The sequence below is a fragment of the Ruminococcus sp. OM04-4AA genome, from assembly GCF_003462585.1.
Taxonomy (GTDB): Bacteria; Bacillota; Clostridia; order Lachnospirales; family Lachnospiraceae; genus Mediterraneibacter; species Mediterraneibacter faecis.
On record NZ_QTZH01000020.1, the window covers coordinates 18,381 to 39,117 of the forward strand.

Annotated in this window: 21 protein-coding genes and 1 pseudogene; 11 read left to right on the plus strand and 11 right to left on the minus strand. The window is 38.6% G+C overall.

Going from position 1 to position 20,737, the window contains the following annotated elements; genetic code table 11:
* Position 1 precedes the first annotated feature (1 nt).
* From DXB52_RS07745 to DXB52_RS07800, 11 genes are all read left to right on the plus strand, one after another.
* A complete protein-coding gene (locus DXB52_RS07745; RefSeq protein ID WP_118106894.1) occupies positions 2–817 on the plus strand; it encodes a DUF5038 domain-containing protein in 816 nt (271 codons plus the stop codon).
* Positions 818–912: 95 nt separating this feature from the next.
* Positions 913–2,586, plus strand: a complete 1,674-nt coding sequence (locus DXB52_RS07750) for an AAA family ATPase (RefSeq protein ID WP_118106895.1) — start codon at positions 913–915, stop codon at positions 2,584–2,586.
* Between the two features lie 86 nt (positions 2,587–2,672).
* Entirely contained in the window at positions 2,673–3,206 is a 534-nt protein-coding gene (locus tag DXB52_RS07755; protein WP_118106896.1) for a helix-turn-helix domain-containing protein, read from the plus strand.
* Positions 3,207–3,574: 368 nt separating this feature from the next.
* A complete protein-coding gene (locus DXB52_RS07765; protein WP_118106898.1) occupies positions 3,575–3,808 on the plus strand; it encodes a hypothetical protein in 234 nt (77 codons plus the stop codon).
* Positions 3,809–3,933: 125 nt separating this feature from the next.
* A complete protein-coding gene (locus tag DXB52_RS07770; RefSeq protein ID WP_118106899.1) occupies positions 3,934–4,317 on the plus strand; it encodes a hypothetical protein in 384 nt (127 codons plus the stop codon).
* Positions 4,314–4,703, plus strand: a complete 390-nt coding sequence (locus DXB52_RS07775) for a plasmid mobilization protein (RefSeq protein WP_118106900.1) — start codon at positions 4,314–4,316, stop codon at positions 4,701–4,703. Before DXB52_RS07770 ends, DXB52_RS07775 begins: the two co-directional genes overlap by 4 nt.
* Positions 4,675–5,715 carry a relaxase/mobilization nuclease domain-containing protein gene (locus DXB52_RS07780; protein WP_118106901.1) on the plus strand — a complete coding sequence of 347 codons (1,041 nt, stop codon included), beginning with the start codon at positions 4,675–4,677 and terminating at the stop codon, positions 5,713–5,715. Before DXB52_RS07775 ends, DXB52_RS07780 begins: the two co-directional genes overlap by 29 nt.
* A gap of 110 nt (positions 5,716–5,825) precedes the next feature.
* Positions 5,826–6,116, plus strand: a complete 291-nt coding sequence (locus DXB52_RS07785; protein ID WP_118106902.1) for a hypothetical protein — start codon at positions 5,826–5,828, stop codon at positions 6,114–6,116.
* Positions 6,098–6,949 carry a hypothetical protein gene (locus tag DXB52_RS07790; protein ID WP_118106903.1) on the plus strand — a complete coding sequence of 284 codons (852 nt, stop codon included), beginning with the start codon at positions 6,098–6,100 and terminating at the stop codon, positions 6,947–6,949. Before DXB52_RS07785 ends, DXB52_RS07790 begins: the two co-directional genes overlap by 19 nt.
* A gap of 3 nt (positions 6,950–6,952) precedes the next feature.
* Entirely contained in the window at positions 6,953–7,531 is a 579-nt protein-coding gene (locus DXB52_RS07795; RefSeq protein WP_118106904.1) for a septation protein SpoVG family protein, read from the plus strand.
* Positions 7,528–8,562 (plus strand): DUF5688 family protein, encoded by a 1,035-nt coding sequence (locus tag DXB52_RS07800; protein ID WP_118106905.1) that lies wholly within the window; start codon positions 7,528–7,530, stop codon positions 8,560–8,562. Before DXB52_RS07795 ends, DXB52_RS07800 begins: the two co-directional genes overlap by 4 nt.
* Positions 8,563–8,922: 360 nt before the next feature.
* Here DXB52_RS07800 and DXB52_RS07805 read toward each other — a convergent pair whose 3' ends face one another.
* The 11 genes and pseudogenes from DXB52_RS07805 to garR (DXB52_RS07855) all read right to left on the minus strand — a co-directional run.
* The gene (locus DXB52_RS07805; protein ID WP_181989180.1) at positions 8,923–9,513 is read right to left on the minus strand and encodes a Maf family protein; all 591 of its coding nucleotides are present in this window, start codon (positions 9,511–9,513) and stop codon (positions 8,923–8,925) included.
* Positions 9,514–9,815: 302 nt separating this feature from the next.
* On the minus strand, positions 9,816–10,217 hold the full coding sequence (locus DXB52_RS07810; protein WP_118106907.1) for a DUF5300 domain-containing protein: 402 nt from the start codon (positions 10,215–10,217) through the stop codon (positions 9,816–9,818).
* Positions 10,218–10,449: 232 nt separating this feature from the next.
* Positions 10,450–11,307, minus strand: a complete 858-nt coding sequence (locus DXB52_RS07815) for an aldo/keto reductase (protein ID WP_015527994.1) — start codon at positions 11,305–11,307, stop codon at positions 10,450–10,452.
* Positions 11,300–12,526, minus strand: coding sequence for an NAD(P)-dependent oxidoreductase (locus tag DXB52_RS07820; RefSeq protein ID WP_118106908.1), 1,227 nt, complete (start codon positions 12,524–12,526; stop codon positions 11,300–11,302). Before DXB52_RS07820 ends, DXB52_RS07815 begins: the two co-directional genes overlap by 8 nt.
* A gap of 94 nt (positions 12,527–12,620) precedes the next feature.
* Positions 12,621–13,511, minus strand: a complete 891-nt coding sequence (gene garR, locus DXB52_RS07825; RefSeq protein WP_055148600.1) for a 2-hydroxy-3-oxopropionate reductase — start codon at positions 13,509–13,511, stop codon at positions 12,621–12,623.
* An 18-nt stretch (positions 13,512–13,529) separates the two neighbouring features.
* Positions 13,530–14,618 (minus strand): iron-containing alcohol dehydrogenase family protein, encoded by a 1,089-nt coding sequence (locus DXB52_RS07830; protein WP_015527997.1) that lies wholly within the window; start codon positions 14,616–14,618, stop codon positions 13,530–13,532.
* Between the two features lie 31 nt (positions 14,619–14,649).
* Positions 14,650–15,600 carry a hydroxyacid dehydrogenase gene (locus tag DXB52_RS07835; protein ID WP_117499244.1) on the minus strand — a complete coding sequence of 317 codons (951 nt, stop codon included), beginning with the start codon at positions 15,598–15,600 and terminating at the stop codon, positions 14,650–14,652.
* An 18-nt stretch (positions 15,601–15,618) separates the two neighbouring features.
* On the minus strand, positions 15,619–16,944 hold the full coding sequence (locus DXB52_RS07840) for an enolase C-terminal domain-like protein (RefSeq protein WP_055148596.1): 1,326 nt from the start codon (positions 16,942–16,944) through the stop codon (positions 15,619–15,621).
* 158 nt (positions 16,945–17,102) lie between these two features.
* Positions 17,103–17,990, minus strand: a complete 888-nt coding sequence (locus DXB52_RS07845) for a dihydrodipicolinate synthase family protein (protein WP_015528000.1) — start codon at positions 17,988–17,990, stop codon at positions 17,103–17,105.
* Between the two features lie 20 nt (positions 17,991–18,010).
* Positions 18,011–19,423 (minus strand): GntP family permease, encoded by a 1,413-nt coding sequence (locus DXB52_RS07850; RefSeq protein ID WP_055148593.1) that lies wholly within the window; start codon positions 19,421–19,423, stop codon positions 18,011–18,013.
* Between the two features lie 14 nt (positions 19,424–19,437).
* A pseudogene (gene garR, locus DXB52_RS07855) lies at positions 19,438–20,337 on the minus strand (2-hydroxy-3-oxopropionate reductase); the annotation flags it as partial.
* Positions 20,338–20,737 lie beyond the last annotated feature (400 nt).

The window sequence follows — 20,737 nt, forward strand, 5'->3', positions numbered from 1 at the left end:
GATGAAGAAAAGAATTTTAATCAGTGTTCTTTTACTAGCTTTGCTGTTTGGAATTTTGTTTGGTGGTATTTTTCTGCTTAGAAAAAATGCGAATGAAAAAGAAAAAATAAAATCCGAAGAACAGACAGTTGAGCTTGAGAAGAAGACAGAAGAAAAAGAAGAACAGCGGAAGATGGACTTTGTAAATGTCAATTTATTGGAGTCTTTTTTTTCTGCTGAAGAAATCAAAAGCATGGAACAGCAAGCAGAAAAGTTGTTAAAGCAGGATGAATTATTTGCTTCTGTTACTACGCTTACTTGTACCGATGCAATTTATGAAACACAAAATCAGATCCGCTTCTATTTTACATTGGATGATGGAAGCACTTTGTTTGCGTCCTATAAAAAAGAAGACAATAGCTTTTTCTTCTGGACAGAAAAGAAGGAAGATTCTGAACAGGCGATCGCAGAATGGTTGAAACAAAAAGAAGCAGATACAAAGGCTGTCGATACAAGTTCCTGGGAGGAATCGCAGGAACTTCCAATCAAATGGAATGAAAAAGGACAGGAAAATATCCCGGTAGTTTTATCCGGAAAAGAAAATCTGCAGGGGAAAATTCCAGAAGAAGACTTGAATTATTTGGAAACAAAGTTGCAAAAATTTCTGGAAGAGAATAATGAGTTGAGAAGAGAACTTTCAATTTTGGCAGACAAAATCATCCAAACAGATCAGGAGGTAACATTTGAAGCAGACTTTATAACACCACGAATTGACAAAAAACAGTTGCAGGTAACGTATCATATCAAAGAAAAAAGCTTTGGGTTTATGATACAATAAAAGTTATTGGCAGTAGGAAGTATTGAAATACACTAGAAAATTTTGTACACTGATAATAAGAAAATTTAATTATAATTGTCGGAGAGGGTGATGGTATGGAAAAGTGGCAGGATAAAGCGTTATTAGAGATCAAAAAAAAGATGAGAATTGTAGATGGAAGAAATATTTCAGCAGAAGATTATCCTGAAAAAAGAGATTGCTATCCAAAATTATATAAATATATAACAGAACACAATCCAGATTACAATGGAAAAATCTGTGCATTATATGGACTGAGGCGTACCGGGAAAACCGTTATGATGAACCAGTGTATTTCTGAGTTGCCACCAGAAGAGAAAGAAAAGAGCGTTTATATTTTATGTAAAGAAACCTGTGATATGCTGGAAATGGAGCAGGTGCTTGATGAGTTATATGAAAAAGGAAAGCGTCTTTTCTTTATAGATGAAGTGACACTAATTGAAGATTTACAGGTGTATGGAAATGTATTTTCAGATTATTATCGTACAATGGGAGCAAAGATTGTTATTGCAGGAACAGATTCTTTTGGAATCTATATGGCGAAAACAGATATTCTTTATGATCGCACAATTCTAATCCATACTTCACAGATTCCATATGCGGAGTTTAAAAGAATTTGTAAAAAAGATTTGGATACTTACATTGAGTATGGTGGAACACTTACTAATACCACTTATAAAAATAACCAAAATGCAGATGAGTATCTTAATACAGCTATCGTAGAAAATATCCTGCATGGATTGGAGGGAAGAGAAGAAAAAAGAAAACATGCTACAGTTTTGACAGAACTTTATGATCGAAATGAACTTGTTTCTGTAATCCAGAAAATGATTAATAGATTCAGTTATGAAATTACTATGAAAGCAATTAATCGATCCTATAAAAGTGCACCTCTGTATGCAACATACCAAACTGATAAATCAAAATACCAAGGAAAACTTAAGATTATGTTTATTAATGATGCAACAAAGTCAGCATTAGGAATAAAAAATAATGATGAGATGCAGACAGTAGTAACACAAGAAGATTTGGAAATGATAAAAAAATATTTGAGATTTTTGGATCTGTATATCACAATACCAACATTTCAATCTCTGAAACGGGGAGGTGGGCGAGACTTAGAAATCTTGCAACAGCCAGGAATGATTTATGCACATGCGACGGAATTACTACATCAATTGGAGCAGGATAATGTATGGAATAATACGTGTGAGATTGAAGACAAAACAATATTTATGCAGAGGGCAGATCAATTTGTGAAGGGAATTCTTCTTGAAAATATTATTCTTTCCGAAACATATAAATGTTATCAAGAGATTGATCGCAAACGGTTTTATGTATCACAATTATCAGTTGGTCCAGTAGATGACTTGCCGGATGCGGAGGCTGATCTAATCATTGTAGACATGGAGAAAAAAGAAAGTTATCTATTTGAAATCAAACATTCAGATCAAGTTGTAGACAAACAGACTCGGCATTTGCGAAATGAAGACTTTATAAATTATATCAATGAAAATTTTGCTCCGGTGAAAAAATGTTGTGTAATATACAATGGACAACCGACAAGAAACGGAGCAATAGATTATCTGAATGCTGAGAAGTTTCTGATGTGTATTCATGAAATGGATTTGTCAAAGAGAGAAAATCTGGATAAATTATTTCAAACAGACGAAATCGAAAAAGAAATAAATCCAGAGACAAAATCGAAGAAAAAAAAGGCGAAGAAAAATAATATTTGCTTGTCAAGGTGAGAAGGACAATAATAAAAAGTATGAACAGTGGAAACAAATTCTGCTGTTCTTTTTTTACATATTTTTGTTAGAGGTGAGAAGAAAAAATGAAATTATCTGTTTATTTAAAAATCGGAACCAAGATGAAAAATTTGAGAAAAGAAAAAGGAATTTCTCAAAAAAAGATGGCAGAAAGATTGAATCTAATCCCTTCTGCATATTCTAATTATGAAAATCTAATCTGTGAGATTCCTGTTGAAGTCATGCAAAAATTTTGTGAAGAAGTTGAATGTAGCATGGAAGAATTGATTGAATTTGATATAGGAAATTTGGATGAAGTCCATCCGGTTTCTTCACTTTCAGATTTGATTCTGTCGATCATGGAGCTGAATAAAAAAGATCTTCCTGTTTCGGTGGCATTTCACATGGAGAAGAAAAAAATGAATGTGGATTTTCGAGCAACAGAGACGAAGTTTGAAAAAATCTTGGATGAACTGGAGGGTGAACTTGGAAAATACCAGGAGAAAAAAATTGATAAAAATCAATTCAGACAGAATGTGCGATCGCTTCTGGATGGAGAAACTAACTACAAAAATAACTACCTAAATAACGAAAAAAAGGGTCTTAGGGAAGTTCCCTAACAAGAAGGTGAAATGTCTGACATTTTGCGTATCTTGCAAATCACCTTCGGTGATTCAGAGAAAGCCATACAGAAAGCTGTACAAAAGCCATACACTCAGCCATACGAAAAACAAGGGTTGCCATACGCAAAGCTGTACAAGATGGCTCAATTGCCATACGATGCCATACAGAAAGCTGTACAGTACAGCAGGAAAGCCATACAGTGCCATACAAGGAGCTGTACAAGACGGCTCGAAAGCCATACAGTACGGCTCAATTGCCATACGATGCCATATACAAAGCCATACAGTACAGCAGAAAAGCCATACAGTGTACATACAGAAAGCCATACACGAAAAAAGATAATAAAAAGAAGGAGACAACTAAGATGGAAAAATTAAAAAGAACATTCAGATTATCCGAACAGGCAGTGGAAGCGATTGAAAACAGAAATCGGAAATTATATCCGACTGCGACTGATTTTTTAGAAGCAAAAATATTGGCACCAGCAGATAACAGTACAGAAATGTTACACAAAATTTCTGCGCAGTTAAGAGAAATGGAAAGTCTTCTTGTTCAACAGTATCATAAAAAAATAGAAGAAGAGCAGCCATTCCATTGAAAATGTGTACCTAAAGTAACCTAGATAAAGGTGATTGGATTTGATAAAATAAAATTAGAAAACCAGAGGTAAGGGATGCAATTCAGCATCTCTTTTTTAAAACAGGAAACGGAGTAGAGTGAAAAATGGATTTAAAAGAACAATTAAAAAAAGTAACGGAAGATTTGGAAAAGCTGGAAAGAAAAAAAGAAAAATTTTTGGCGGATTATGATGAAAAACGGAAAAAAATTCTGACAAAGAAAAAGGAACTTGAAAATAAAATTCAGAGAGAACAGGAAGAAAAAATATTACGTGCCGTTCAAGACAGCTTCGGAAAAATTAATGAAAAAAATATTGATACTTTCTTGGATATTCTGAAAAAAAACAGTGAGGAATTTTCGATGGAGATGGAAATTGCATTAGAAAACTTTGAAGAAAATAATGAAGTAGTTTCCGATGATCTACCGAATTCCGGTACACAGCAAAGTGTAGAAGAGCAAGGATATTCATATGAAAGCAATGAGCCATGAGCCGACGAGACATTCGATATACGATTCGATTTTCAGAAAAGGAATGGGAAATATTAGAAGAAAAAATTAAGAAAGAGGATGCGTGGAAATTTAAATATGGAATAAAAGAAGGAAGCGTAAATGTATCTGCATTTATCCGGGAAAAATTATTTCGAGAAGAAATAAAAGAACTGGCATATTACCGGGAATTAAAAAACTTAACTTATCAAATACGAAAAATCGGAGTTAATATCAATCAGGTGGCTGCAAAGATCAACAGTGGTCATGGGAATATCGACTCTGTTTTTTATTTGCAAAAAAATCTTCTACAGGTTGAAGAAGAGGTAAAAAATCTGATTGAAAAACTGGAGGAAGATCGTGGCAATCACAAAATTGATGAACATTAAACAAGGTAGGAGAGGTGGCAGCAAACATTTAAATAATTCGATTCGTTATATTATGAATCCTAAAAAAACAAATGATGGGGAATTGATTGGTGGAAACTCAGGATTCACACCGCAAGAAGTTTATCAGGTTATGATGGATACCAAACTTGACTGGGATAAGCTGGAAGGAAGACAGGGATATCATTTTGTTATCAGTTTTCAACCTGGAGAGGTAAATGAAGAAATGGCATATCAAGTCATAAAAGAATTTTGCGAAGAATATCTTGGTGACGATTTCGATTATGTTTTTTCAATTCATAATGATCAGAAGCACATGCATGGACACATTGTTTTCAATTCAGTGAATCGAATGAGTGGATATAAGTACCGATACGAAAATGGAGACTGGGAGAAGTATATTCAGCCGATCACAAATAAAATTTGTGAGAAGTATGGACTGCCGCCACTGGAATTCGATGCAGAAACAAGAAAAGGAAAATCTTATGCACAATGGCAGGCAGACAAAAAAGGTGCGCCAACCTGGAAAAAAATTATTCGTGCTGATATTGATTATATTATTTCTATCTCTGGCAATGAAGAAGAATTTATTTCTAATATGGAAAAAATCGGTTATCAGATTCGTAAGGGAGATTCTCAAAAGCATGGTGCGTATTTTTCATTTCGTGCAATGGAACAAAAAAGAGGTTGGAGAAGTTACAACCTTGGATCTGGGTATCATTATGAGGAGATCCTTTCAAGAATTCGAAGAGAAAAATTTGTATATAAAAATCCAAGGAGTCCTCGAATAAGATTCTATAAAATGAAAAGGATAAATACGCATCAGGCGGTAACACAATTTCAGAAAAAAAGAATCCGGAAAATATATTTTGTATCTGTCCAATATCATAATATAAAAAATCCATATGCCGTAGATTATCGGGAAGTACGAAAAAGTCTGCTACACATTGACCAATTGTGGGAAAACATTAATTATTTGAAACAATTTCAAATTAGTTCCTATGCGGAGCTTTAGATAGAGAAGCGAAAATAAAAGAACAGGAAAAAGCATTAAAGAATCAAATATACAATAAGGATTTTCTACAGGACAATGAAGCGTATATAAGATATAAGAAGTTAAAAGAAATGTTAAGTGAAGTGCCAGAATCCGATGATAGTTTTGAAAAAATATTGGATGAATTGGAAGAATTGGAACAGGATTTTCCAGATGCAATATTGGATGGAAGTGAGAAGGTTGAACAAATGGAAAAGAAGTTACAGTCCATTCGGGATGAAAAAAGAATTATCAGGCAGATAAAAGAAGAGGAAGAGGAAGACAAATTATTCTATACCGCAGCATGGGGACAGCCAACGGAACATACTTATCAAAACAGTAAAAAGAAAGAGGTGCAGACGCAGTGGGCGAAAACAAAATAAATACGATTAATTTAAATGATATTTTTCAAGATGTAAAGACAGATCTGATCGGAAATCTTTTAAATGAGACAAAAGATAGTAAGAAATGTATGTGGTATCTCATATGCGCATTAGATGGAATGGGAGATCAGGAAATACTGGAACTTTCAGGATATACAATTCCTCAAATCCAAGATGCCAGAACAAAATTTCTGAAACAAAAATATCAGGCAAAGACTTCCTTATCCAATGAAATTCAGATGTTAAAAAAACAGGTTATGGATGTAGTGAAGGAAAACAGAGATGTACGATCTTCTGTTGAAGCTGGACTAGATAAAGCAATTCAAGAGCAGATTGAAAAATCGAATAAACTGATCGAAGCAAAAGATGAAATGATTACAATGATAAATATGCAAAAAGTGGACTTGCAACGACAAAATGAAGAATTAAAAGCAAAGGTAAATGAATTGGAAAAGCAGTCAACATCGGTAGTGGCAGCAACGAGTAATCCTGCAGACAGGAAGGATGCAGAAACACAAATAGAAAAACAACTAAGTGAAGAGGAAAATATTGAAAATAAGATAGAAGTCAGACGGGAAGAAATTCAACCAGAAGAGAGAAAAAAGAGTATAGGAAAACGTATTCGTAAGTATCTTTTTTCGTCAACAGATACAAAGAAATTTATCGGGAAATATTTGGAGAATGATAAGATGACGAAGGAACAAAAGGATTATCTGTTGGAGTGCCTGGAAAGTGGAGTTGGTGTAAAAGAAATGTCAGAATTTGCATTTGAAAATCTGACGGTTGAACAAATGGAACGTTTAAGAAAGATAAATGAAAAAAGGAAGGAATAAAGGATGGATATTCATGTAGAGATGCACTTATCTTATGAGACGGATGTGTGGGCATATGGAATGGTCACTTTAGAAAATATCATCCGATTTCCGGTTCAGCTTCGTAAATTTAAAAATAAAGATACGGGAGAAGAGACTTCGTTTCTTAGTTATCCCAGAAGAGAACGTTGTGGAAAATGGGAAAATATACTTGTACCCGAAAAAAAATTAAGGGAAGAAATTGAAAAGGCTGTAGGAGAAAAAATCAAAGAGGAAATGAGAAAAGATTTGTATCTTCCAGAGATAGAAATACTTTCCATCAGCCCAATTGTTCCACGGTATCCACCGAATGCGAAAGCATATATATGTGGTGTTGCATCTGTTCAATTGCTAGGACTTACAATTAATGGAATCACTATTAAAAAAGGACAAAGAGGCTATTTTATTAATATGCCACAATATAAAAGTTCGGATGGGTATCATGATGTGATCTATGCCATAGGGAAAGCAATGCAGAAGAAAATTTCGGAGTGTGTTCTTCAGGAATATCGGAAAATAATGGGCGTACCGAATTTCGGTACAGAGGGAGGACTGACAAAATGAAAAAGGAAGAATTCATACAATTTGTAGCTAAGAATATTAAATATCATCTTCCATCTGAATTCAAAGATTTCAAAATTGAGGTTGGAAAACACATGGGGTTAGTGATATCAGAAAAAAAATCTCCTAACACAATAAGAATATATTTGGATGAAGCATATGAAAAATTTATGGAGAACAAAAATATATTTCCAGTCATGGAAACTGTTGCAAATAACATTACGCAGGGGTGGCATACTGTTGGGAAAATTAGAGACGAAAAAAGACAGGCGATAGAATTCGTGAATAATTACACAGAGGTAAAGAAACATCTGCAGTTCGTGTTGCGAGATCCGGATTTTACTGAAATTCCGATGAATCAGATAAAAACGGAGCTGGGAAGTTATGTTGCGTTGTATGAGATCAATATGGACAAAAATGATGCGGAACATATATCTATACCAATAACCGATAAGTTAACCAAACGTTGGGGGATTACGGCAGATCAACTATATCAAGACACGATAAAGGTTCAGGCAGCATGGAATCAACCTTTACTGGCAGATCTATTGGAAATGGGAACTTATTTGAATGGGGGGACAAGACCTGATAATCTGCTATCAGCAGACAAAATTGATGATACCGGGCTGTACGTGCTAACAAATTATAAGCTGTATAATGGCGCAGCGATGATTGCACATGATGAAATGGCACAAAAAATAGGTAATCTGTTACAAATGGATTATTATATACTTCCGTCTACTGTACATGAATTGCTGGTGTATCCCGATAATGGAGTTATATCAATAACACAATTGCAAGAAATGGTAAAAAGTGTCAATGCTACAGACGTGTTGCCGAAGGATAGGTTGTCCGATAAGGTTTTATTTTACAATCAGCAGGAACGCAGATTAGAGCTTGCTACGGAAAGAGAGGAGTATTTTGAAGACAAAACAGAGGACACTCAAGAGAAAAAGGAATTAGCTGAAGGCAAAGATAAATCAGAATCAGAGAAAAAAGAAGATAAAAGTTTGAAATTTTCAATCCGATTGTAGAAAAATGTTTTTCTAGAAAGTTAATTCCTATATTTAGCACAAGAGTCGGAAAGCGAGGAAAAAATGATGTATGAAGCATTAGTACAGAAATTGAAGTTCCTTTAATGTAATTATTCCAAACAGTTATAATTACGTACATAAGGAATCATAGATCTTTTTTGATGGTTGAGCATCCATTCAGGCTAATTGTCGCTGTCATCTCCGTCTAGCCATTTGCAAACATAGTAGCCAACTACACTTGCTGCGACGGAAACAAGAAAAGAGATAAATATCGACATATTCACACCCCCTTTCTGTTGCCAGATTAGGAGCGACAACATATGTATTATACTATATAATTACAAATGTAACAATATATGTTTAGCGTTTTTTCAATTGCTGATACACATATGATACCGGCAGTCCAACCACATTATAGTAGTCCCCTTCGATTCCATCTATATACGCCGCAAAGCTTCCCTGGATTCCATAAGCTCCCGCCTTATCCATCGGATCTCCGGTTGCGATATACGCGCGGATTTCTTCTTCGCTCATCTCATGCACATGAACCTTTGTCTCTACCGCATGGTTAATGATTTCTTTCTCGCCTGCATTATTATAGGAAAGAATTGCAACACCTGTATAGACTTCATGTGCTCTTCCCTGAAGGCTTAGAAGAATCTCATATGCATGATCTTCATTCTTTGGCTTGCCAAGGATTTCTTCGTCACGTACAACGATTGTATCTGCTCCGATCACAATTGTATTTTTCAATTCTACTCCCTCTGCCTGAAGATCAGATGCAACATTTTCTGCTTTCATCAATGCAAGTTCTTCTACAATCTTCTGTGGTTTTATACTTGTATAGACTTCCTCTTTATTACTTACCTTTACCTCAAATTCTAAACCGATTTGCGCAAGCAGCTCTCGTCTGCGCGGAGATGCTGATGCAAGAATGATTTTCTGATTCATTATCATTATCCTTTCCTATTATTATAATATAATTTTCACCGATGTCATTTCTTTCTTCATAATAGCATAACTGTTCAGAGCCAACCTCCAAAATGCTACGCATTTCGTCGGTGTGGCGTATCCGCCAAATAAAATTTAAAAAACAGTCTTAAAAATGCAAGCATTTTATACCTGTTTTTTTAATTTTGCTTGGCTCTGAACAATTACATAATATCATAAAAAGAGTGGACAGCAAAACTAATTTCTGCTGTCCACTCTCTTCATATTATGAAAGACTTTGAAATTTATAAGTCTTGTTCTCTTCAATCATCTATCACATTCGATGAAACTCCAAGTGTCATATCTTCTTCAAGATAAATCACAGCTTCTGTTCCGTCTGTGATTCTTCCGCTGAAATGTCCGGCGAATTTTCCGGCCAGATCAGATGTTCCGCTCACCTGGACTGTAACTGCCGGTTTTGCTTCTTCTGGAATCTCAATCACTCTTTTCTCTCCAGACTGCATTGCCCCGATTGTTACTGTTTCTGCTCCGTTGAACTTAACCTGAACATTTTCCAGTTCAAGCGGTGAAGTGTTACGGATTGTTATGTTACTTGTATACTGTCCACTTGCTTCCACATATTCTGATTTTCTATATAAAAACATGCCTGTAAACAAAAAGATAACTGTAAATGCGATGATCAGATTCTGCAAAACTCTTCTCATTCCCCTGCCTCCTATAAACTCTCTTTAAAATTTCTATTCTTATTTTCCTTTATTACACTAACAGAATAGCATTCAGAGATTTCTTTTTCTAGAGACAGATTCACTTAATTTTTTTCTGTTTTTCATCGTTTTGTCATTGATTTCGTTGACAAACATTGTTTATTTCAAGACAATGTAATCGTTTCCACACGTTTTTGTTATATTTTCACAATACTTCTTCTCACAGCTTATTCTATACAATATCCAAATAGGTCTTATGCTCCGGTGCTGGAAATGCACGGTCAAGAGCAGCGTATTCTTCATCTGTAAGGACAACATCTTTTACTGCCCAGTTCTGAAGTACATGCTCTGTTCTGCCACTTCTTGGAATTGCAATCACCTGGTCTTTCCGAAGAACAAATGCGAGAAGTACCTGCATCGGTGTAATGCCACGAGCTTTTGCTATTTTCTGCACTTCTTTGTTCTTTAACAAGCTTCTTTGCAGGCTTCCAGCCTGTGCAAGTGGGCAATACGCCATAATCGGTGTCTGATGTTCTTCCAGCCAGGGCATCAGATCATACTCTATCCCACGGGATCCCAGATGATACAATACCTGATCCACCTGACAGTGATCTCCATTTGGAACTGAAAACAGTTCTTTCATATCTGATGTATCTAGATTGGATACGCCCCAGCTTCTGATCTTGCCTTTTTTCACCAGTTCTTCCATTGCATCCACTGTTTCTTCCAACGGAATACTTCCGCGCCAATGCAACAGATACATATCCAAATAATCTGTTTTAAGATTATGCAATGTCTGGTCAATACTGTCATAAATCTGCGGACATCCTGCATTGTGCGGATATACTTTTGAAACAAGAAAGAGTTTTTCTCGAGAATATCCCTGGATCGTATCCCCGATTAATTTCTCTGAAAGTCCATTTCCATACATTTCAGCTGTATCTATTAAAGTAAATCCTGCATCAAGCCCTGCCTGAAGCGCCTTCTTTTCCTGCTGGTAGATTGACAGATGTTCACCAAGCATCCAGGTTCCCATACCAAGACGCGGCATTTTCATTCCATTTTTTAATGTAAGATATAAATCACTCATTTTCTTCCCTTTCCATATATCGAATCATCCCTTCAGCAGCCCGTTTTGCTTCCTCTACAGCATGAACCACCGTATTCGCTCCCTGTACAACATCTCCTGCTGCAAAAACACCTTCATGTGTTGTCATGCAGTTCTCATCTGTCAGAAGAAGTCCCTTCTCTGTCGTTTTTAACTGATCCGTTGTAAGTACCAGCTTATTCTTTGGTGCCTGGCTCACGCAAATGATTACAGAGTCTGCTTCTACCTGATCTAATTTTTCTTCATATCCAATCACTTTATTGTTTTCATCAAATATACTTGTTTTAAACATCGGACCGGCTTCATTGATCGACCCTATTGCCTTTCCGAACACAAAGTCTGCGCCCTCCAGTTTTGTATAAGACACCTCATGAGAGCTTGCGGAAATGCGTTTTCCTCTTGCATACAGTGTAACCTCTTTTGCACCATGACGCAATGCAGTTCTGGCTACATCCATCGCAACATTTCCCATACCGATAACAGCTACTTTCTCTCCCAATTGATGTGCCTCCGGTCTTCTGAGGTAATCAATCCCAAAGTATACATTTCCAAGACTCTCTCCTTTAATTCCGATTGCCTTCGGTCTCCATACTCCTGTTCCTACAAAGACACTGCTGTATCCGTCGCGGAACAGATTATCGATCACGATTGCACTTCCGATCACGGTATTCGGGCGAATCCGGATTCCCAATTCTTCCATTTTCTTTTTGTATCGGTCGATCACAGATTTTGAAAGACGGAATTCTGGAATTCCATACTGCAGCATACCGCCGATTTTGCTTCGTTCTTCGAAAATCGTTACTTTATAACCTGCTAATGCAAGCTTGATAGCAACTGTAATTCCTGCCGGTCCTGAACCGATCACCGCTACTTTCTTTCCGTTTTTCTCTATTTTCGGCACTTCCATCCTGTCAAGATAAGAATCTGAAATGAAATTCTCAATACTGCTAAAATGGATTGGACTGCTCTTTCTTCCTAAAACACAATGGCCTTCACATTGATTTTCATGGTTACATACGGTGGAGCAGACAGCGGACATTGGATTATTTGCAAAAAGGATTTCACCGGCTTTCATCAAACGGTTTTCAAGTAATAATTGAGTGATTTGTGGGATAGGTGTATGAATCGGACACCCTTGCTGACAAAGTGGTTTTTTACATTTCAGGCAACGTTCTGCCTCGTCGATAATATGTAATTTCATTCTGTTCTTCCTCCTGACCTTTTATTCAGATAGAAAATGCCGACCACAGTTTCCCATGACCGGCAATAACTTATATTTTTACAAATGGTTAATCTTAGTTTTCTCTTTCTACAGACACATTAGATACTTTTTCGTAGTATTTTACAATTGCACTGTGGTCATCTTTTTCATTTCCGTCAGCCTTTAAGGACTGCATGATCTCCATGATCTCTGCTGTAAGCGGAAGAGATGCATTTACTGCATGTGCAGCGTTCAGCGCATTGTTCAGGTCTTTGATGTGAAGTTCAATACGGAATCCCGGCTTGAAGTTGTGATCCATCATCATCGGTGCCTTTGCATCAAGAACTGTAGAACCTGCAAGACCTCCACGGATTGCCTGATATACAAGCTCCGGATCTGTCCCGGCTTTCTTTGCCAGTGTCAGTGCTTCGGATACTGCTGCGATATTCAGTGCAACGATTACCTGATTTGCGAGTTTTGCAACATTTCCTGATCCAAGTTCTCCAACATATACAACAGAACCTGCCATCTGCATCAACAGTTCATAATATTTGTCAAATGTCTCTTTCTTTCCACCAACCATAACAGAAAGTGTTCCGTCGATTGCCTTCGGCTCCCCACCACTTACCGGTGCGTCCATCAGTTCAATTCCTTTTTCTGCAAGCTCAGCGCCAATCTTTTTAGATTCTACCGGATCAATAGAGCTCATATCAATTACAACTGTTCCCGGTTTTGCTGTCTCTGCAATTCCACCTTCTCCAAGACATGCTGCACGTACATGTGGTGAGTTTGGAACCATTGTGATGATTGTGTCACACTCTGCTGCTACTTCAGCTCCGCTTTTTACTCCCTTTGCACCTGCTGCAACAACCTCTGCAACTGCTGTCTCATTAAAATCAAATACAACGAGCTCATTTCCTGCTTTTAACAGGTTCATGCTCATCGGTTTTCCCATAATTCCAAGTCCAATAAATCCTACTTTCATTCTATTATTTCCTTTCTTTTAACACATCTGTTTCATTGCTTCATGCAGCAGCTTAAAGCTCTCTTCTGACTGCTCTACATAAGGAGAATCAATCAGATACGCTTCCAGAATATCAAGATTCTTCTGCGTCGGCTCGATTCCAAGCTCCTGCAAAGTTAATGGCATGTCCATCCCTTTCATGAACAGACGAAGTGCCTCTTTATCTTCACTTAATTTATTGTAATAAAGCTGTGTAAACAGTGCCACTGCCACGATTTCTCCATGCAGCGCATGCTCTGCTTCCTTTGTAAAATAAGTCCGCACACCGTCATACATCATATGACCAAGTGCTGACTGTGAGAAGCTTTTCGTGATGTTCGCGATCACACCGGTTACAGCGATATTGATAAATGTGATATCTTCCACTGCCTTTGTCAGTCTCTTATGACGGATATCTTCAATTGCCTGTGCACCATACTCTACAAGCACCTCGTAAGTATACTCTGCCATCTTGTAGGCACTGAACAGATCGATTTTATTTTCACTGAGATACATCTTCGGCTTGCCGTTCTGTATCTCGATTTTTTTTGCCATCGCATCCAAAATTCCGGCTGCCGCATAACGGATTGGGCATTCTGCGATCACTTGCAGATCTACAAGAACCGCATCGACTTCATGTTCGAATCTCCAGCAGTCCTTCTTCGCACCTTCCGGCGTATACATAACACTCATTGTTGTAAATGCGGCACAGGTTGCGATTGATGTCGGAATGTTGACAACTCCGGTATCCGCATATTCACCGACTGCTTTTGCAAAATCCATAACAAGTCCGCCACCGATTCCGACTACCTCATCACAGTTTTCTGCTTTGCATTTTTCAGCATATTCCCTGGCAGCTTCATAAGAACACTTTCCACCATACAGGTGCAATTCATACTCAAGTCCTGCCTTCTCAAATCCCGGAATCATCCGTTCTTTCACTGCATCCCACGCTCTGTTTCCGGCAATGATAAATGCTCTCTTTCCAAAACGTGAAATTTCTTTTCCACACTCTTCAAGTAAATTCTTTTCCTGTCTGTATCTCCCGGCTCCGAATTTAATTGCCGGATCTAAAGTCACTTTTTCCATTTTCCCGCTGCCTTTCCTCTTCTGTCATAATCTATCTTTTAATTGGATGTTTCGGATTCTCTCCGGAAAGGACAAGATGTACATCTTCCGCCACATCCAGTGCGATCCGATCCATACATTCCACCGTATTGGAACCAATATGCGGTGTCAGAATCACTTGTTCCAGTTTCAATAATGGATTGTCTTTTTGGGGTGGTTCTTCTGAGAACACATCCACTGCTGCACCTCTGATCTGACTGTTCCTAATTGCTTCTGCTAACGCCTCTTCATCAACAACGCCGCCTCTGGAAACTTGAATCAGGGAAGCGGATTTCTTCATCATGGCAAACTCTTTTTTTGAAATAATTCCCTGGTTCTTTTCTCCTCCCGGCACATGCAGACTGATATAATCCGATGTTTGCAAAAGTTCTTCCCAGGACACAATTTCTATATACTCTGGAATATCTTTCCCTTCCGGACGCGACACATAGGAAATGACTCTCATATCCAGTCCCAGTGCCGCCTTTCTTGCTACCTCTTTTCCAATCTTTCCAAGACCGATGATCCCGAGTGTCTTTCCTGCTACATCGGTCCCTTTCAGTGAAAATTTCTTCTGAAAATCCCCATTCCTTACCAGTTCTTCGGATTCTTTCAGACGTTTTGCAAGATTTAAAATCACCGTTATAGTGAATTCTGCAACAGATAAGGTCGTCGTGTCCGGTGAATAAGTCGTATAAATCCCTAACTCATTCGCAGCCTTCCAGTCAAGATTGTCATATCCTGCCCCATGTCTGGCTATGATTTTCAGGTTCTTTCCTGCTTCAAGTATCTCCTTGTCTACTTTTGCAGTTCGCTGAATCATTGCATCACATACTGCAATATCATTTTTTATTGATTCTTTGTCTGTCTTTCCGCTGCCGCGGACTATCTCATAGCCTTTTTCTATGAGATAGTCCTCTCCCGCTGCAGCGATTGGCTGAGGAATGTAAATCTTCTGTTTCATTTTCCACTGTCGTTCTCCTTATCTTACAAGGCAAGGTTTCTTTGGATCGAATTTCCATCCCGGAATCAGATACTGCATTCCTACTGCATCATCTCTTCCTCCAAGACAGTTATCAAGGTACAGCTGATGTGCTTTCTTCACCTGCTCAAGATCCACTTCAATACCAAGTCCTGGTTTCTTTGGAACTTCTACACATCCGTCTACGATCTGAAGTGGCTCTTTTGTCAGTCTCTCAAGACCTTCCTGCCAGATCCAGTGTGTGTCCAGTGCATTGTACTCTCCCGGAACCGCTGCTCCAACCTGTGTAAACATTGCAAGGGAGATATCAAAATGGTTATTTGAATGAGATCCCCATGTATATCCAAAATCATGGCACATCTGAGCTACACGTACAGAACCACTCATTGTCCAGAAATGTGGGTCTGCAAGGATGATGTCAACTGCCTGAGATTCCAGAGAGTGTCCAACCTGTCTCCAGTCTGTAGCGATCATGTTTGTTGCTGTCGGGAAACCTGTACGTCTGCGGAATTCACTCATAATCTCTCTTCCTGAGTAAACACCTTCTGCTCCGCATGGATCTTCACAGTATGTAAGGATTCCTTCCATTCCCTTTACATATTCAACTGCTTCTTCAAGAAGCCATCCACCATTTGGATCAAGGTCGATTCTTGCGTCCGGAAGTGCTTTCTTCATTGCACGGATCACATCCATCTCTTCGTTTCCTGCAAGAACTCCTCCTTTCAGTTTAAAATCTTTAAAACCGTATTTCTCTTTTGTAGCAAGTGCCATCTCTACAATCTTATCTGCTGTAAGTGCTTCTTCGTGACGCAGACGGTACCATGCACAATCTGAATCCGGCTCTGAATCATACGGAAGATCTGTCTTGTTACGGTCTCCTACAAAGAAGAGATATCCAAGCATTCTTACTTTATCTCTCTGCTGTCCGTCTCCGAGAAGTTCACAAACCGGAACACCAAGCTGCTTTCCAAGGAGATCAAGACATGGAGCCTCGATCGCTGTAATTACATGAACTCCTGTACGAAGGTCAAATGTCTGGTTTCCTCTGACATCTTCCTCTCCCTTAGAATCAAGATGTGCTTTTACTTTAAGCAGTGTGCTCTTATACTCAGCAACCCTTGTTCCTTCAACAAGCGGGATACATTCCTCAAGTGCTTTTGTGATCTTCTCTCCTCCCGGAACTTCTCCAACTCCTGTCTCTCCGTTCTCATCATAAAGAACAACAATATTTCTTGTGAAGTATGGTGCGTGTGCTCCACTTAAATTCAGTTCCATGCAGTCTTTTCCGGCTACTGGATATACTTCCATCTTTACGATTCTAGACATAACAATTTCTCCTTTTATACACGAACTTTTTCTCTATCTGTTTCTATTCTACTTTTATTTTTACTTCAGTGATCGGACCGGAGATTGACTTGCAGTCCGATCACCGAAATCATGGCAGCAAATTTTAGTTTATTAACATTTTTTAATAACTTCTTGTTTTAAACAAGGTTCATATCTGCAAGTACTTTATGCAGCTTCTCTTTCTCTTCCGGTGTCAGTTCGCCGATCGGATCTAAGCATTTTCCTACCGGAATTCCTTCCTGAACGAGACCTTCCTTGATTGCTGCCGGGAATGTTCCCATACCGCATGCAATACGGAACGGAGCCAATGTAAACTGTGCTTCCAGAGCTCCTTCAAGATCTCCTGCAACGTATTTATCATAGATATCCGCTGCAATTCTCGGTGCTACATTTGCACAGGATGCGATTGCTCCTGTTGCTCCGTAGCAAAGAGCTGCGTAGATCAAAGTATCTCTTCCCATCAGTACAGAGAAATCTTTTCCTCTTGTCAGACGGATATACTCTGCAGCATTTGTCATATCACCTGTACTGTCTTTTACAGCAACAATATTTTCAATATCAGCAAGTTTTGCAACTGTTGCCGGTGTGATTGTCACATTTGTCTTTGGTTTATTGTTATACATGATGATTGGAAGTGTTGTATTTTCTGCGATTGTCTTATAGTAATTGTACAACTCATCCTGTGTCTGGGATACAAACATTGGTGTCAGTACGGAAACTGCATCAACTCCGACCTCCTCACAGATCTTTACCAGTCTGATAACTCCTCTTGTTGTAATATGGCTTGCTCCACCATAAACCGGAACACGTCCTGCTGTCTCATCAACGACTGTCTCAAGGATCTTTCTGTATGTATCATCATCGAATGCGTAGAATTCTCCGGTTGTTCCAAGTGGGAACAAACCGTGAACTCCGTTGTCGATCAGGTGATTTACCATCTGTCTTAATACCGGATAGTTTACTTCACCCTCGTCTGTTAATGGTGTAATAATTGGAGGTATAATTCCCTTTGGTACGAATGTCATAATAAAAAACTCCTTTCAATTTATAACACAAACTGTAATAACAGTAATTCTATAATTCCAACTCCTGCCATGATCAATGACACTGCTGTTTTACATCTTACCTGATCTTTTAATTCTGTCAGACCGAACATTCCATTGAATACCCAGAATCCACTGTCATTGAAGTAGGAGAAGGAAATTGCTCCTACACAACAGGAAGCTGCGAGCAAGATTGGGGATACACTGATAGCTGCCATCAGTGGTGCTGTCAGGGATGCTGCTGTTGTGATTGCTACTGTTGCAGATCCAAGCGCGATTCTCATCAGTGCTGCAATGATAAATGGAATCAAGATTGCCGGAAGCGGAAGTCCTACAACTGTCTCTCCAAGAACATTTCCGATACCGCTGACTTTGATTACATTTCCAAGAGAACCGCCGGCTCCTGTGATCAGCATGATAATACCTGTATCTTTGATTGCTGTATCCATGATACCGATAACTTTTTTATTATCTTCTTTTCTTACCAGTCCATAGATTGCAATGATTGTTCCAACACCAAGTGCGAAGATTGGTTCACCTACAAGACTGATGATTGTGTTTGCCACTCCTTCACCTGTTCCAAACAGTCCCCAGAATGTTTTAACAAAAATCAAAACAATCGGAATGATAATCGGAAGAATAGATGCTGTAAATGATGGGAGATTCTTCTCTCCTACCAGTTTTTCAACTTCTTCCATGGATTTGATATATTCTTTTTTGAATTCTTTTCTTTCATATCCATGTCCACCTTCATTCGGAATCTGATAGATTTTCTTTCCAATATATTTACAGTAGAATACTACAACAATCAGCATCGGAATAGAGATTCCTGCTCCGACCATGATCATCTGTCCCACATCAACTCCAAGCATTCCGGCTGCTGTCAGCGGTCCCGGTGTCGGCGGTACCAGACAGTGTGTCAGCTGAAGTCCACAGGCCAGTGACAGTGCAAGTCCTACAACAGAGATTCCTGTTACAGAGGACATTGCTTTTACAAGTGGTGCAAAAATAACGATTGCGGAATCTGCGAATACCGGGATGGATACAACCCATCCTGTGATTGCCAGTGCCCATTCTTCTTTTCTCTTGCCAATCACACGGATAAAAGTAAATGCAAGCTGTTCCGCTGCTCCTGAAACTTCCAGGATTCCACCCATCATAACTCCAAGTCCGATTATGATACCGGTACTTTTCAATGTGTTTCCAAATCCGTCTTTGATAGCGGTCATAACTCCGACTGTCGTTTCTCCGGCTGCATTTGTGATATCTGCGACCGGCATGCCCCCGATCAAGCCTGTGATCAATGCTGCGAGCAATAATGCAATAAATGTATGTACCTTCGTCTTCATAACCAGGACGATCATTATCGCAATTCCGATCACCAGCCCCAGCATCATTCTGGTTGATTCACTCATAGTTCTTACCTCTCTTAATTCTTTTTCTCAACAGATGTATCAGAAATCTTCTCGTAATATTTTACGATTGCACTGTGATCATCTTTTTCATTTCCGTCTGCCTTAAGTGACTGCATAATCTCCATTACCTGTGAAGTAAGTGGAAGTGCTGCATTTACTGCATGACCTGCATTCAGTGCATTATTCAGGTCTTTGATATGGAGTTCAATACGAAATCCCGGCTTGAAATTGTGAGCCATCATCATTGGTGCTTTTGCATCAAGCACTGTAGATCCTGCAAGACCTCCGCGGATAGCTTTGTATACAAGCTCCGGATCTGCATCATTTTTCACTGCAAGTGTCAGTGCCTCAGACACTGCTGCAATATTCAATGCTACAATCACCTGATTTGCGAGCTTTGCTACATTTCCGGATCCAAGTTCTCCGACATACACTACAGATCCAGCCATTGCCATTAATAAATCATAGTACTTATCAAAGTTCTCTTTGCTTCCTCCGACCATAACAGAAATTGTTCCGTCGATCGCCTTTGGCTCTCCACCACTGACCGGTGCATCCATTAAGTCAATTCCCTTTTTGTTCAGCTCTGCTCCGATTTCTTTCGACTGTACCGGATCAATCGAACTCATATCAATCACGATCGTTCCTTCTTTTGCTGCGGAAGCGATTCCGTTTTCTCCTAAACAGACTTCTCTGACCTGAGGAGAATTCGGAAGCATTGTAATGATCACCTGACAGTTCTCTGCCACCTCTGCCGGGCTTCCTGCTGCCTGTGCTCCCTCCGCTGCCAATTCTTCTACGCTTGCCTTGCTTCTGTTATATACAACAGCTTCATATCCTGCTTTCATAAGGTTTCTGCACATTGGTTTTCCCATAATTCCAAGTCCGATAAATCCAACTTTCATTGTTCTTCTCCTCTCAGATTTCTGATATTTTGTATTACTGCTATTTCAACTTGTTCCTAATCGTCTTTGATAATTCGCGCGCTTCTTATTGCCTGCCTTGCCTTTGGTCAGGTAACTTATCTATCTGACATGCTTATTGTACAAAACTGAGTACAAAGATTCCATTGACAGATTGTTCAATGGAGTGTGCTCTGATTTATGTAGATTTCATAAGTCTTCATTTTTTGAATTGTATATTTCATTTTTATTTCATTATGTTTCGCTTCTGTTTTTTCCTATTTGTTTAAATTTCAATTTTTTCCCATTTATTTCATCATATGTAATTATTTTTTCATTTTTTGAAACATTATGAATTCTACACAAATTCTCACTTCATTTTTATACATAACAAAATACAGTTTTTCACATC